The organism is Desulfomarina profundi, assembly GCF_019703855.1.
GTDB lineage: Bacteria > Desulfobacterota > Desulfobulbia > Desulfobulbales > Desulfocapsaceae > Desulfomarina > Desulfomarina profundi.
In genome coordinates this window covers 2,286,369-2,299,219 of sequence record NZ_AP024086.1, presented here as the reverse complement: position 1 = coordinate 2,299,219, position 12,851 = coordinate 2,286,369, and the positions used below count along the sequence as shown (strand labels likewise).

12 protein-coding genes are annotated in these 12,851 nt (G+C 46.0%); 5 read left to right on the top strand and 7 right to left on the bottom strand.

Features of this window, described 5'->3' with window-relative positions:
* Nucleotides 1–2 precede the first annotated feature (2 nt).
* The 6 genes from LO777_RS10565 to LO777_RS10540 all read right to left on the bottom strand — a co-directional run bounded on the left by LO777_RS10565 (nucleotide 3) and on the right by LO777_RS10540 (nucleotide 6,223).
* Entirely contained in the window at nucleotides 3–869 is an 867-nt protein-coding gene (locus LO777_RS10565; RefSeq protein ID WP_228853879.1) for a 4Fe-4S dicluster domain-containing protein, read from the bottom strand.
* Nucleotides 870–967: 98 nt separating this feature from the next.
* On the bottom strand, nucleotides 968–1,591 hold the full coding sequence (locus LO777_RS10560) for a cytochrome c3 family protein (protein WP_228853878.1): 624 nt from the start codon (nucleotides 1,589–1,591) through the stop codon (nucleotides 968–970).
* Nucleotides 1,588–2,370, bottom strand: a complete 783-nt coding sequence (locus LO777_RS10555) for a NapC/NirT family cytochrome c (RefSeq protein ID WP_228853877.1) — start codon at nucleotides 2,368–2,370, stop codon at nucleotides 1,588–1,590. The genes LO777_RS10560 and LO777_RS10555 overlap by 4 nt, the downstream gene beginning before the upstream one ends.
* Nucleotides 2,371–2,519: 149 nt before the next feature.
* Nucleotides 2,520–3,902 carry a sigma-54-dependent transcriptional regulator gene (locus tag LO777_RS10550; protein ID WP_228853876.1) on the bottom strand — a complete coding sequence of 461 codons (1,383 nt, stop codon included), beginning with the start codon at nucleotides 3,900–3,902 and terminating at the stop codon, nucleotides 2,520–2,522.
* Nucleotides 3,880–5,316, bottom strand: coding sequence for a sensor histidine kinase (locus LO777_RS10545; RefSeq protein WP_228853875.1), 1,437 nt, complete (start codon nucleotides 5,314–5,316; stop codon nucleotides 3,880–3,882). Before LO777_RS10545 ends, LO777_RS10550 begins: the two co-directional genes overlap by 23 nt.
* Nucleotides 5,317–5,347: 31 nt before the next feature.
* A complete protein-coding gene (locus tag LO777_RS10540; RefSeq protein ID WP_228853874.1) occupies nucleotides 5,348–6,223 on the bottom strand; it encodes a substrate-binding domain-containing protein in 876 nt (291 codons plus the stop codon).
* Nucleotides 6,224–6,679: 456 nt separating this feature from the next.
* On the opposite strand from LO777_RS10540, the gene LO777_RS10535 reads away from it, so the two are divergent.
* Genes LO777_RS10535 through LO777_RS10515 form a run of 5 tightly spaced genes read left to right on the top strand, consistent with a single transcriptional unit; the run spans nucleotide 6,680 to nucleotide 11,480 of the window.
* A complete protein-coding gene (locus LO777_RS10535) occupies nucleotides 6,680–7,384 on the top strand; it encodes an ABC transporter ATP-binding protein (protein WP_228853873.1) in 705 nt (234 codons plus the stop codon).
* A complete protein-coding gene (locus LO777_RS10530) occupies nucleotides 7,377–8,621 on the top strand; it encodes an ABC transporter permease (protein WP_228853872.1) in 1,245 nt (414 codons plus the stop codon). Before LO777_RS10535 ends, LO777_RS10530 begins: the two co-directional genes overlap by 8 nt.
* Nucleotides 8,622–8,650: 29 nt before the next feature.
* Nucleotides 8,651–9,382 (top strand): outer membrane lipoprotein-sorting protein, encoded by a 732-nt coding sequence (locus LO777_RS10525; RefSeq protein WP_407929138.1) that lies wholly within the window; start codon nucleotides 8,651–8,653, stop codon nucleotides 9,380–9,382.
* Nucleotides 9,369–10,676, top strand: a complete 1,308-nt coding sequence (locus LO777_RS10520) for a hypothetical protein (protein WP_228853870.1) — start codon at nucleotides 9,369–9,371, stop codon at nucleotides 10,674–10,676. Before LO777_RS10525 ends, LO777_RS10520 begins: the two co-directional genes overlap by 14 nt.
* A 15-nt stretch (nucleotides 10,677–10,691) precedes the next feature.
* Nucleotides 10,692–11,480, top strand: coding sequence for a PP2C family protein-serine/threonine phosphatase (locus LO777_RS10515; protein ID WP_228853869.1), 789 nt, complete (start codon nucleotides 10,692–10,694; stop codon nucleotides 11,478–11,480).
* Here LO777_RS10515 and LO777_RS10510 read toward each other — a convergent pair whose 3' ends face one another.
* A complete protein-coding gene (locus LO777_RS10510; RefSeq protein WP_228853868.1) occupies nucleotides 11,481–12,791 on the bottom strand; it encodes a rhodanese-like domain-containing protein in 1,311 nt (436 codons plus the stop codon).
* Nucleotides 12,792–12,851 lie beyond the last annotated feature (60 nt).

Genomic DNA, 12,851 nt, shown 5'->3' with positions numbered 1-12,851 from the left:
TTTTATTCAACGATATCACGATATTCAATGAGTTTGTCTTTATCGTTATAGGAGTAGTCAGCCAGTACGCCGTCAGGATCAATATAAAAAATATTGGGCATGGTTTTGAAATCAGGTTTCATTGTTGTTTTCTCACGATTTTCCAGAAGACCAAATTCCTTGGCAAGCTTGGCAACATCACTGCCCGGATCGTTGAGATCACCAAAGATTCGGGCACCGGGTGCACAGGTGTTGACACAGGCTGGAGTCACACCCTGATCCAGGCGATGGACACAGGAAGTGCATTTTACTATGGCATTTTTACTTTTGTCTTTGCCGGACATTTTTCGTTTGTTGTAGGTACGGGCTCCATATGGGCAGGCGTCAATACATTTGCCGCAACCGGTACAGGCATCATTGTCAATCAGAATCAGACCATCAGGACGTTTGTAGGTCGCGCCACCACGGTAGCGAATCTTTTTCCCCTCGGCGGTAACGAAGATCCGTCTGTCCTTTGGGTATTCAGGACAGGCTTTTACACAAGGCGGGACCGTAATTCTTCCTACCTTTTCCGTTCCTTCGCAGTGGTTACAGCGACGGGGAATAAATGAACGCCTGGTGTCAGGATATTTACCGGTGACTACCTGTTTTATCACAGTCTTAAAAGCACCCAGGGGCACGTTATACTCCGACTTGCAGGCAACGGTGCAGGCTCGGCATCCGGTGCAGCGACGCAGATCCATTATCATTACCCAGTGGGGTGCTTTTACTCGCGCCGCTTCCGCTTCTTTTGGTTGCAGCAGATTGGCTGCTGCGAGTCCGGCCGCAGCCAAAGAGGCTCCGGTAACCCGAAGCATTTCTCTGCGATCATTGTTTGTATTGATGGTCATGACCTCCTCCTCAGTTATCTGTTACGATTATGGTTTGCACCCATGCAGGCCTTTTCCTGTATCCAGGAATTTCGGAACCACAGGACCGGCCCATATTTTCACTGCTGTTTTTCTGCGTCTGCTTCTTCAGCCAGAGGTTCCAGTTCGTCCAAGACTGTATAGACACCGTTCAGACCTTCATCAATCAGCATGATGGAATACTTCTTGTTATGGACACCATTGCCAAATTCCACCAGATCCAGGGTCTTGCTTCCTTTTTCGAGAAGCTGCTTCAATTCAGTCGTTTGCTCCTCACTGAGTTGGCCTTTCAACTGGACGATCAGTGCTTCTGCCCGTGCCATTTCCCCTCTTGCAAATTTCACCTCGGTCTGAACTTCTTTTATCCAGTCCGCCAGTAATTTCTTATGGTCCTGAGTATGGCATCCTGCACAGGATTCTGCAGATCCACGGAGGATCTTTTCCCCTTTGTACATATCTGATTTGTCATGACAGCCCAGGCAGTTGGTCTTGACAGGATTCATCAGGCTGGGTGTCTCCGGTACTTCGCCATAGGCAGCACCGACAAGAAGCGTCTTCTGCAGACTATGGTGGTTCGGATGACAGCTGGCGCAGTTGAGTCGAGCGGCCTCGATAAAGTCTCCTTCTTTATGGATCAGGGGTTGGTGGCAATCTGCACATTTTGCCTTTTGTTTGGCCACATGCTCTGCGTGCATCAGTTTCATTCGATCTCTTTTTTCCAGTACAGCACTATCGCTGTGGCATTTTTCGCAACTTCTGGGGCAAGATTCATGTCACCTGTGATGACCTGGTAATGACAGCTCTTGCAGGAAACACCTGCTTTTTCAAGAGTCTGGTGGGTAATGATCTTTTCATCAGAATCAGGTTGGCTGTTTTTTTTCTGAGATTGAAGTGGAGTGGTGGGAATCTCATGACAGAGATTACAGGCAGCACGTCCTGTATTAAATTCTGTGTTCCTGAAATGACAGATGTAGCACTGCTCCTTGGGAACTTCGAAGTGTTTTTTATCACTGGCCTTGATGTGGCAGGTTGTACAGTGCATTTCCTGGCCGGGGATGGTTTTTTCAAAATGGGCTTTATGGGTAAACTTGATTTTTTTATCTTTGCCATAAGTCAACTGTTTATCCATAAATTTTTCTGAAGGATGGCACTGGGCTGCAGAACAGGAGATATCCGCAACATGGGTGGCGCGCCGCACCTCTTTACTGTCAGTGGAAAGATAGGTGAAGAGCTGTCCCAACCCTTTGAACTTGGCGTGGAGAGTCATTTTTTCACCTGGGGCATAGTGGCAGTCCACACAGGCAATCTCCATGTTGCCGGCTTTACCGTGCTTGTCAGCCTGCCAGCTTTTGTAGGGTTTATCCATTATATGGCAACTGGTTCCGCAAAATGAAGGCCTTGCCGTATATGACTCAACGGCAAAGACCATTGCGGCAACAATCACACCGACTATGGCAATGAACAGCAAAATTCCCTTTTTCATGCAGTTTCTCTCCTGTTTTTGATATAAAAATGCACTGAACTGTATGCTTAATGCATAAAAGGTGCCAAAACAGAGATGCTGAAATTACAGGGAAAATTGGGAGGAAAAAGAAAAAATGCTTAAGAAATATACAGAGAGATGTGTGTTTGTTAAGCAGAGGGTAGTTTTTTTCTCAACGTCATTCGGTTGATTCCAAGGAGATTTGCCGCCTGCACCTGGTTGCCTTCACAGAGGTCAAGGGCCTTGGTGATCAGGAGCTGTTCCACTTCAGCGAGCAGACTGTGGTAAGGGCGGGACTCATTTCCCTCGAGGAGTTTTTCTATCTGTTGTGAAACAACCTGGGAAAAATCCCCGGTCGGCTCCACCTGGCCCTGGAGCAGACAATCTTCTGCGCTGATGACCCTCGACTTGCCAAGGACTATGGCCCGTCGGATTGTATTTTCAAGTTCCCGGACATTTCCCGGCCATTGATATTCAGAGAGTTTTTCCAGGGCATCGTCGCTTATTCCTTCTACCGGTGGAGAGACCTGTCGACCATAACGTGCAAGGAAATAGAGAATCAGATCAGGCAGGTCTGATATCCGTTCTCTCAGCGGTGGGATTGGTATGGTCAACACGTTGATACGGTGAAGTAAATCAGCACGGAATAAGCCGTCGGTAACCATTTGTTCCAGGTTTCTGTTGGTAGCAGTTATAAGCCTGACGTCTGTTTGTAGTTGCTTGTTGCTGCCCAACCGTTCAAATGTTCCATTTTGCAGGACACGAAGAACCTTGGCCTGGGTTCCAAGGGCCAGCTCTCCTATTTCATCAAGAAACAGTGTTCCTCCATTGCACTGTTCAAAGCGGCCTATTCGTTGTCCGGAGGCTCCGGTAAAGGCTCCAGCCTCGTAACCGAACAGTTCACTTTCCACCAGTTCTGCAGGTAAAGAGGCGCAGTTAACCACGAGGAACGGGGCATCCTTGCGCGAACTGTGCTGCAGAATGGCCCGGGCTGTCAGTTCCTTTCCCGCTCCGGTTTCTCCGGTTATAAGCACCGGAAGGTCGGAGTCTGCCATCTGACCAATTGTTTTGCACATTGTGAGCACTTCCGGGCTGGACCCGACGATACAGTCACGATTTTCCTCTGCTTCACTCCATTCCTTATCGCAGCCGCAGTGCAGTTCCGCCTGTATCCGGCTGGCGGTGATGGCTTTTTCTACAATTCTGCGCAGTTCGTCATTGTCAAATGGTTTGGAGACATAGTCAAAGGCACCATCTTTCATGGCCTGCATGGCCGAAGTGGAATCAGCAAAAGCCGTGACCATAATAATCGGCACATGGGGGTGGTTTTCCTTAATCCTGGCAAGTGCCTGTAGACCATCCATTTCCGGCATGCGGATATCCATTAAGACCACATCGGGTTCTTTTCTGTCTACCGCTTCAACGGCTTCTTTCCCGTTTGTGGCAGTGCAGATATGATATTCATCACCAAAGGTTCGTTTAAAGGCATAACGAACCGCTTTTTCGTCATCAACAATGAGCAGGGTAATCATAGGGCAGAATTAACAGTAGTGAGGTTCCGGAGTGGTTGGAGACGATATCCAGACGTCCCCCATGTTGCTGGGCAATATTCCAGGCTACAGCAAGACCCATGCCTGTGCCGTCTTCTTTGGTCGTGAAAAACGGATCAAAAATATGTTTCAGGTTTTCTTTTGATATACCGCAACCCGTGTCGGTTATTGTACACTGCAGGTTTCCATCGACAAGTGAAGTTGAAATAGTAAGTTCTCCTCCCGGGTTCATTGCCTGGAGGGCGTTTAAAATACCGTTCATTAGAATCTGTTTAATACTGTTTCCATCAACTCGAAGGGGAGCAAGGGTTTTGTCTAATTTTTTGCTAATACGAATCCCGGATTTTTCAATTTTGGGTCCGGTGATAGCAAGAACATCTTCAACCAGGCTGTTTATATCAGTGTCAGTGAAGGCCATTTCCGACTGTCGGGCAGTTCGAAGGAAACGGCTGACGGTATAGTCGATCCTGTCTAATTCTTCCACTATTACTTCGAGATCTTCACCCTCCAGTGATTCTTCCTGTTCTTCAGCTCGTTGAATCAGCATTTTGATGGAAGTCAACGGGTTTTTTATCTCGTGGGCAAGACCGGTGGAAAATTCGCCCAGGGCATAGAGTTTTTCCGTACGCACCAGGTTTTCCTGAGCCGATCTGATTGCAGCCACCAGTTCTTTAAGCTGATGAGACATGGTATTAAATGTACTGGCTAGTTCTCCTATCTCTCCCACACCATTTTCCGGAATCGCCGTACCAAAATCACCAGCGCCAACCCTGTGGGCGGCACGATTGAGCAGAAGTACGGGAGAGATCAGTTCTCTGGCCATCCACAGGGCCGCCAGAATACCTATAACAGCAATGAGACTGGTGACGACCCATACTTTTTTTCTGGAGGTATGCAGGGTTTTGAACAGGGACTGGACAGAAATACCGAGACGGAGGTATCCGGCAACACCCAGCTGTTTAGAGCTTATGGGAATAAGAAGATCCAACGGCTGTTTGGGGTCGGTCTCTGAAAAGTCACGTAAAAAAACAGGTTGTTTTCGGGCAAGTTTAAAAGATGTTATTGGCTCCCGCGTGATGGATTCACGTTCTCGTGCAATAATCAGCTCTCCCAGTTCATTATATATTTCGCCATAGAGAAGAAAACTCTCCTTAGATTCCAGATAGGACTGAAGCAGGCTGTAGAGTGCAAAATCCTCATCATAGAGTAAGGGTTCGATAATCTGTCTCGGTAGAATTTCGCCAAGCTGCAGGGCACGGATTCTCAGGTCTTTCTGGAGAATGTGTTTTTCATCTCGCAAGATTAAAGTGGCTACTGAGAGAGCAGTAACCACAATAACTGCCATTATGGAAACTGACAGGCGTACGGCAATACGATTGTACCATGGCAAAACCATAGATTATACCTTGTTTTCTCCTGACTGTTTGCTACTCTCTCAACGCTTTTTGTAAAACTATGGCAGAACGATAAAGTTCAGGCGAAGGAATGGCAAAACCATCCATCTCCAGGTGCTGGAGAACTATTTGACCGCGAGGATCATTGGCCATACCAAGTAACACTTTAAGCAGCGTCCTTTTTTTTTCTTTGTCAAGGCCTGGGGTGACAACCACCGGCGGCATGCCAAATTCCTTTGATTGATGAATGACTCGAACCTGCCTGGCAAAAGAACCCGGGAGTGCATGGAGAGAATCGAAAATAAGACTGTCCACAGCTGCTCCATCGGCGAGTCCTGTGGCGACTGCTTCGATGGATTTATCATGACTCTCTGTATAAAATGTTTTTTTAAAAAATGTTTTTGTAATATATCCTTGGCTGTTCAGGGTAGCTACAGGATAAATCCGACCACTGAGGGATAACGGATCGGTAAAGGCAAAGACCTGACCTTGGAGTTCTTCGAGGCTTTCAGCAGGATTTTTGCTGTGAGTAATAATATACGAACGATAAGCTGTTTTACCACGGACAACAGGTACTGCCAGAACTTCTAAGCCGAAAGCCTGACGACCGGCAAGGTAGCCGCCGGTACAGGTAAAGGCCATCTGTACACTCGCATCATTGAGGAGAGCATTGATTTCCTCATAGGTTCGACGCTGTTTGAGATGGACGTGAGTTTCCAGTTTTTCCTCCAGGTATTCACGAAACTCGGCAAAGTGAACCAGTGTCTGGGCAGGGGAAGTCATAGCTGAGACTGCAAAGAAGAAATGATCCGTGTGTTCCTCATTGAGCCCTTTCGAAAATGCCTTGAGAGGATACAGGCTACAGATACTAAGCCAGACAGCAAATAAGTATGTTATTGATTTTTGCATAGACTGAAAACCCGCAGATAAAAATTTTGTTCGTGTTTTACATGGTAGGCGAATATTGACTGATGGTGCAACAATTTTATTTTGCCGGTTAACACCTGCCCGTATAAGTCAAGGTAAAAGTTCTCGGACTATATCGTGTGAACTGTCTGTTATTTCTTTGCATGGGTAATATGGATGCAGTTTATCAATGCAGGTGGGTAAAAACGATGCAGTTTTTTGTGTTGGATTTGAGATTTCGCGTAGTCAAAAATGAGAGTGAGGGAATTTGCAGAGTGGTTTTTTGTGGGAGCCCCATGGTAACAATAATAATATTTGCCACTGGCCTGAACCTTGCTTTGTATGTTCAGGCAGAGGTGCAATAACTCAGTCTTGTTTTGAGGGAACAAGCAAAGAAATGTTCTTTTGTTATCAAGTTGATTTTTGTTAAAATTCACAATTTAATTGTCAGGAGACAGTATGGCACTGGTTGAAGCGCGAAATCTTTGTAAAGACTATGTTGCTGGAGAGATAACGGTTAAAGCAATACGTGGTGTCGATTTCACTATTGATACCGGTTCATTTGTTTCTTTTGTCGGCCCTTCTGGAAGTGGCAAAAGCACGTTGTTGAATATGATTGGTTGTCTCGATCCACCCAGTCAGGGTGATCTTGTAGTAGCCGGAAAAGATGTTACCCGTCTGGATTCCCGGCATTCTGCAAAATTTCGAGGCGACCATATCGGTTTTATCTTTCAGGATTTTAACCTCATTCCAGTTCTCACTGTTTTTGAAAATATTGAATATCCATTGCAAATGGTTCAGAACTGGCCTGTCGAAAAGCGTCGAAAACGAGTGGAAGAACTGCTCGGTGCTGTTGGTATGGCTGATCAGGGTAAAAAATATCCCAATCAGATTTCCGGTGGGCAAAAGCAGCGGGTGGCTGTGGCCAGAGCTTTGGTCACCAATGCAAAACTGGTACTGGCTGACGAACCGACAGCCAATCTGGATAGTAGGACGGCCAATCGCATTATTGGCCTGATGAAGAAAATGCGTGATGAATTTGGCACAACCTTTATCTTTTCTACTCACGACACCCGGGTTGTAGAAAGTGCAGAGATAATTTTCACTCTGGAAGATGGTGTGCTGCAAACAAAAAATGGTAATCCGGGAGGTCAGCATGCTTAATATTTTTAAAATTGGCTGGCGTAATCTCCTGCGCTATAAACGTCGAACTCTGCTTACTTCTACCCTTATCACCCTTGGTGTAATGGCGGTTTTACTCTTTATTTCAGTCTCTGGGTCATTTAAAGCCCTGATGATTGGTCAGATCACCGATTCCATGATGGGGCATCTGCAGATTCATCATAAGGGATATCTTGCCTCCATGGATAGTTTGCCGCTCAATCTCAACCTGAATGGCAGGCAGATACAAAAAGTTGCAGAAATTCTGGAAGATAATGAGGCGGTAGATGCCTATTCCATGCGCGTTAAACTCGGTGCCATGTTCAGTAATTTTAACGAGACAACGAATATTCGCTTAACGGCAATGAATCCGGAGATGGAGCTTCAGGCCATGCCCATGCTTGAAGAGAGGATTCTCAAGGGCAGAAGAGAAGGCCTTCTCGGCAAGGGCGAAATTCTTATCCCCGAGCTTATTGCAAGAGGAATGAAAGTGAAAATAGGTGATGCCATTGTTCTGGTTGCAACCAATAAAGATGGTTCTGTAAATGGTCAGCAATTTATTGTCCGGGGCATTGTCGGTCGTATTTCCGGGCCGGGTGGCAGGGACGGATATATCCGGCTCAATGATGCAAAAAGTCTGCTGCGTATGGATGGAAATGAAATCAGCGAAATTGCTGTTCGTCTGAAAAATATGGATAATCTGCAACCGGTTTTTCAGTCGCTAAAATCAAAGCTCAGTGCAGTAAAAAACAGGAAAGGTAAACCTGTTTTCGAGATTCATACCTGGGACAAAATGTCGCCGTTTTCAAAAATTGCCAATATGATTGATCTGATGACATTTTTTATCAAGATTATGCTGGTTTCCATTGTGCTGGTCAGTATCATGAATGTCATGATTATGTCGGTTTATGAACGTATAAATGAGATTGGAACCATTGCGGCTATCGGTACTCAACCCGGAAGAATAATGGCTCTTTTTGTTACCGAAGGATTTCTTCTTGGTATCCTCGGGACACTGGTTGGTGTTGTGTTGAGCCTCTTTACGATTGGCGGGCTGAATTATATTGGTATAAGCTTTGATTTCGGCCGACAGGAAGGTTTGCTGCTTGCTCCAACCATTGGGGCCGGTGATGTCCTGATGGTTGTCGGTATTGTTATAGGTATTGCCGTACTGGGAAGTCTACAGCCTGCCTGGAAAGCCGCAAAAATGGATCCTATTACGGCCCTGCGCCATGTTTAAAAAATATTTTGGAGAATTCGATGCGTAAGATGATAAAAATTCCAGTATTTCTGTTTTTTTTCCTCTTGTTTCCGACATGGGTATTGGCGCTTGACGGGAATAGGATATTGGCTCAGGTTGATAAAAACATGCAACCTGATTCCTATGAAATGTATCGTAAACTGGTCAACGTGGAACCCGATGGCAGCAAAAAGGAATTTATTTTGTACTCGGTGAAAAAAGGCCCCAGCACAGCTGTCGCTCTGTTTTTGCAGCCGGCCAGCGAGAAGGGGAGAACCACCCTGCGCCTGGGTGACAATATGTGGCTCTACATTCCCAATGTGGGAAAGCCGATTCGCATTACCAGTATGCAATCGGTAGTAGGAGGTGTATTCAATAATTCCGATATCCTGCGTCTTGATTACAGTGTTGAATACAGCGCACAGGGTGTTCTGAACCAGGGGGATTCCTACCTGCTTGATCTGAAGGCAAATTCTGCATCTGTTGCCTATGATCGGTTGAAGATGACTGTGGATAAGGCAACACTTCTGCCGACAAGGATAGAATGTTATGCTGTCAGTGGGATGCTGATTAAAAACCTGCAGTACAGCAAGATCAAGGATTTTGGCGACGGGCTGGTCAGGCCATCAATGCTTGCAACCGAGAGCCCTCTGCATAAAGGTTATAAGTCGGTAATGCTTTTTGCTAAAATTAAAAAGAAACAGGTTCCGGATGAGGTTTTCACCCTTAATTACCTGTCTAGAATAGATGAACTCAGATAGAAAATGGCTGGTCTTTCTCCTTGTTGCGGGAGTGTTGTTTTCTCTGATCCCCTTTATTTCTGAGGCAAGTGATGACTTTACCTTTGAACTTGACGAGATTGAGAAATCACCACTTGAATGGGGTGGGTATGTTGAGATCAAACTGGAACATCTCGACATAAATCAGGATGGAAATCAGGCAAATCTCAACTACCCGAAAGGGGTGCCGGCCACAATTGACCGGTTTCGACCCAGCCTGCAAGTTGACGGTTCGTATACCGCCGGAATTGCCTGTTTTAACTGGCTGTTCAAATTGGCGGGGCAACAGGATAATACCGGCTGGACGGATTCAGGCGATATTTATGAGGTGTACAGTCGAGTAAAAATCTTTGAAAACAGCATGGTGGATCTGGGGAAAAAAGCGTTCGGATGGGGTAAAGGCTATGCCTGGAATCCGGTCGGTTTTGTCAATCGCTCCAAGGACCCCAATGATCCGCAGGAATCACTCGAAGGATATGTAACCGGTGAGTTGGAACTTATTAAAAGTTTTTCTGAGAGCAACTCCCCTGGCAACATGGCCTTGACAACACTGCTGATACCGGTGTCTGATGCCATCAATGATGAATTTGGAGAGGGAAACGGTGTTAATCTGGCAGGCAAACTGTATCTGTTGTATCAAAATACCGATATTGATTTTCTTTTCTTCATCGGTGGCAGTCGATCCAGCAGGTTTGGTGTTGATTTTTCACGTAATATTACGAGCAATTTTGAAATACATGGAGAAGCGGCCTATATCACAAGTAAAGATCGGGTACTCCTGCTTGAAAATGGTAGTACCCGTCATGAAGAAAACAGCGTATGGAGCGGGTTGTTCGGTTTGCGCTACCTGACAGCTAATGATCTGACAAGTATTATTGAATATTATCATAATGGCAATGGCTACACTGAGGAAGAACGGGTTCTCTTTTACCGTCAGATAACAGAGGGTGGGGTAGTGGTGGATGAACAAACATTACGGCAACTCAGGGAGTTGAGCCTGTATGGGTATTCCAGACCCTATGCGGGGCGGAATTATCTGTATGCTAAATTCACTCAGAAAGAACCTTTTGATATTCTCTACTTTACCCCTGGTTTGACAACAATAGTTAATCTCGATGATCAGAGTGCATCCTTTACACCGGAACTCACCTATGCAGGTTTTACAAATTTTGAGATACGCCTGCGATTTTCCCTGCTGACCGGCAGTAGCTTGTCCGAATATGGTGAAAAACAGATTGGTAACAGGATTGAACTTCGTCTGCGCTGGTTTTTTTAATCCTTATGAGGCATAATGATGACTATGGAAAATGATGATACCAGTCGCCTGCCGAATGAGACATGTGTGCGGATGGCTGCACAGATTGGTAAGCAATTGTTACCGCAGGGGTCGCCGTATGTTGAAGGGGCAGAAATTGCCGGTTGGACAATGTACTCAGATGCACTGGGAGGGGATTTTTTTGATTACCATGACTTTAGAGGTGTCTGCTGTCATTCGAAAACAAAAATGAATATTATTGTCGGAGATGCCTGTGGTCATGGGCTCTGTTCCGCGTTGTTGATGACTTCCACGCGTTCTTTTCTACGAGCAAGGGCAATGAAGCCTGGCCGGTTGGCTCAGGTTGTCACTGATGTCAATATTCTTCTGCATATGGATGTTAAGGAGAGTGGCCATTTTGTCACGCTTTTCTGTCTTTCCGTTTATGGTAATGAAAGAAGAATCGAATGGGTCAGGGCAGGTCATCCACCGGCCCTGCTGTATGATCCGGTCAAAGATAAATTCATCTCCTTATATGGCGAAGGATTGGCACTTGGTGTTGACCCGGAACATGTGTACCAGAGCAACAGCCGGGTGGATATTCCCAATGGAGCTGTTATTCTGATCGGTTCTGATGGATTGTGGGAAATGCAGGCAGAAGGTGACGGCACTCCCTGCCGCAAAGTGCTTATCGACCTGGTGAGAAAACACCAAAGAGAAAAAGCCGCTGTTATTGGAGGAGTGATCAAAAAGCAGATAGATATATGTTGTGGTGATCAGCCGGCAGAAGATGATGTGAGTTTAGTTGTTGTGAAGTTCACGTAACTAACAGCCAAAATCTTCTTCCTCTTCTTCGCCTGAATCCGGATTGGCTGTCGGTTCTGGAATGCCATAAACCGGGCTTGATTGTTCAATGATTGACGGAAGTTTTTTCAGCCACTTCAGATAAGCATTATAACCGCCCTTGAGATTTAATACCCGTGTGTAACCCAGTTCCCTCAAAATGACGAGGTTATGGATACTCCTGTGCTGGCTTCGGCAGATAAGAAGTACAGTTTTTGATGAATCTTTTGGGGGAAGTTTGTCGAGATGTTGCAGTAGAGTACGGAAAGGAATATTGATCGAATCTGCAATATGTCCCTGGGCGAACTCGGCAGGAGATCTGACATCCAGGAGGCAATAGCGTTTGTCGCCGGTGAGATAATGACTGATAAAATCATCGACAGTCAGCCGCAGTCGAGAATCGGGCATGCTACGAAGATATTGGGCGCCAGCCTGCCCCAACAGAGCCCGGTCGTACTGTTGCCACAGTCTGGTGTCGATGTTGTTTTCTTTCAGGATATTTTGCAAAAGATCGACTGCAAGTTGGAAATTTCCGGCCAGCAGGGCTTGGCTGGAAGGGAGATCTGCTGCTGTAATACTTATTTTACCGGGTGCAGGCAGTCCAGTCAGTTGTGTAGTCTTATTAGTTTTGGTTATTTCCTTGTTTTGTGACGCACAGGCTGATTGGACAGATATGTCATTTTTTCGGCTGGTCATGTACGATTTGTAGTTTGAATAACCGTTACGAAGGGTCCTTGTATTGCTATAACCAAGTTCACGCAGGGCTACCAGTACATGGTTGGCTCGATGCTGGGTCTGGCAGATTATAACAATTGTTCTCTTGCTTTCAGGTTGTGGAAGCTGGTCAAGATGGTTGAACACTTCACGGAAAGGGATATTTGCTGAGCCTTGAATATGGCCGGTGGCAAATTCCTTTTTTTCTCTGACGTCGAGCAGGTAATAATTCTTTGCTCCTCCGGAAAGGGCGCAGACAAGATCAGCAGGGCTGAGGCGATAGCGGTTCTCGGGCATTGTTACCAGGTAATCATTGCCCACCCGGGCCAGAACGGTCTGTTTGTAACGGGACCATATCATTTTATTATAGGGAGACAGCTTGAGTGCGTCCCTTAAGGTTTGCTGAGAATCCTCGAATTTACCGGAGACAAAAGACTGATCTGCCTTTAATATCAGGTTGGAAATGTCTGATCGTGTTGGGTTTGCTGTTACCTGGGAAGTGGACCAAGAGTCTTGGCATGGTAAAACCACCAGGAACATCAGTGCCAACGTCAGAAAGTTGCCCAAATTACGTGCCATGCTATCCTCTCCGAAAAATCAGGGGTTGTCCAGGATTTGTGATTATACAAGACAGGCGAA

Coding starts and splice junctions, on each gene's coding strand:
- LO777_RS10565 (WP_228853879.1), bottom strand. CDS start 869: ATGACCATCAATACAAACAATGATCGCAGAGAAATGCTTCGGGTTACC.
- LO777_RS10560 (WP_228853878.1), bottom strand. CDS start 1,591: ATGAAACTGATGCACGCAGAGCATGTGGCCAAACAAAAGGCAAAATGT.
- LO777_RS10555 (WP_228853877.1), bottom strand. CDS start 2,370: ATGAAAAAGGGAATTTTGCTGTTCATTGCCATAGTCGGTGTGATTGTT.
- LO777_RS10550 (WP_228853876.1), bottom strand. CDS start 3,902: ATGATTACCCTGCTCATTGTTGATGACGAAAAAGCGGTTCGTTATGCC.
- LO777_RS10545 (WP_228853875.1), bottom strand. CDS start 5,316: ATGGTTTTGCCATGGTACAATCGTATTGCCGTACGCCTGTCAGTTTCC.
- LO777_RS10540 (WP_228853874.1), bottom strand. CDS start 6,223: ATGCAAAAATCAATAACATACTTATTTGCTGTCTGGCTTAGTATCTGT.
- LO777_RS10535 (WP_228853873.1), top strand. CDS start 6,680: ATGGCACTGGTTGAAGCGCGAAATCTTTGTAAAGACTATGTTGCTGGA.
- LO777_RS10530 (WP_228853872.1), top strand. CDS start 7,377: ATGCTTAATATTTTTAAAATTGGCTGGCGTAATCTCCTGCGCTATAAA.
- LO777_RS10525 (WP_407929138.1), top strand. CDS start 8,651: ATGATAAAAATTCCAGTATTTCTGTTTTTTTTCCTCTTGTTTCCGACA.
- LO777_RS10520 (WP_228853870.1), top strand. CDS start 9,369: ATGAACTCAGATAGAAAATGGCTGGTCTTTCTCCTTGTTGCGGGAGTG.
- LO777_RS10515 (WP_228853869.1), top strand. CDS start 10,692: ATGATGACTATGGAAAATGATGATACCAGTCGCCTGCCGAATGAGACA.
- LO777_RS10510 (WP_228853868.1), bottom strand. CDS start 12,791: ATGGCACGTAATTTGGGCAACTTTCTGACGTTGGCACTGATGTTCCTG.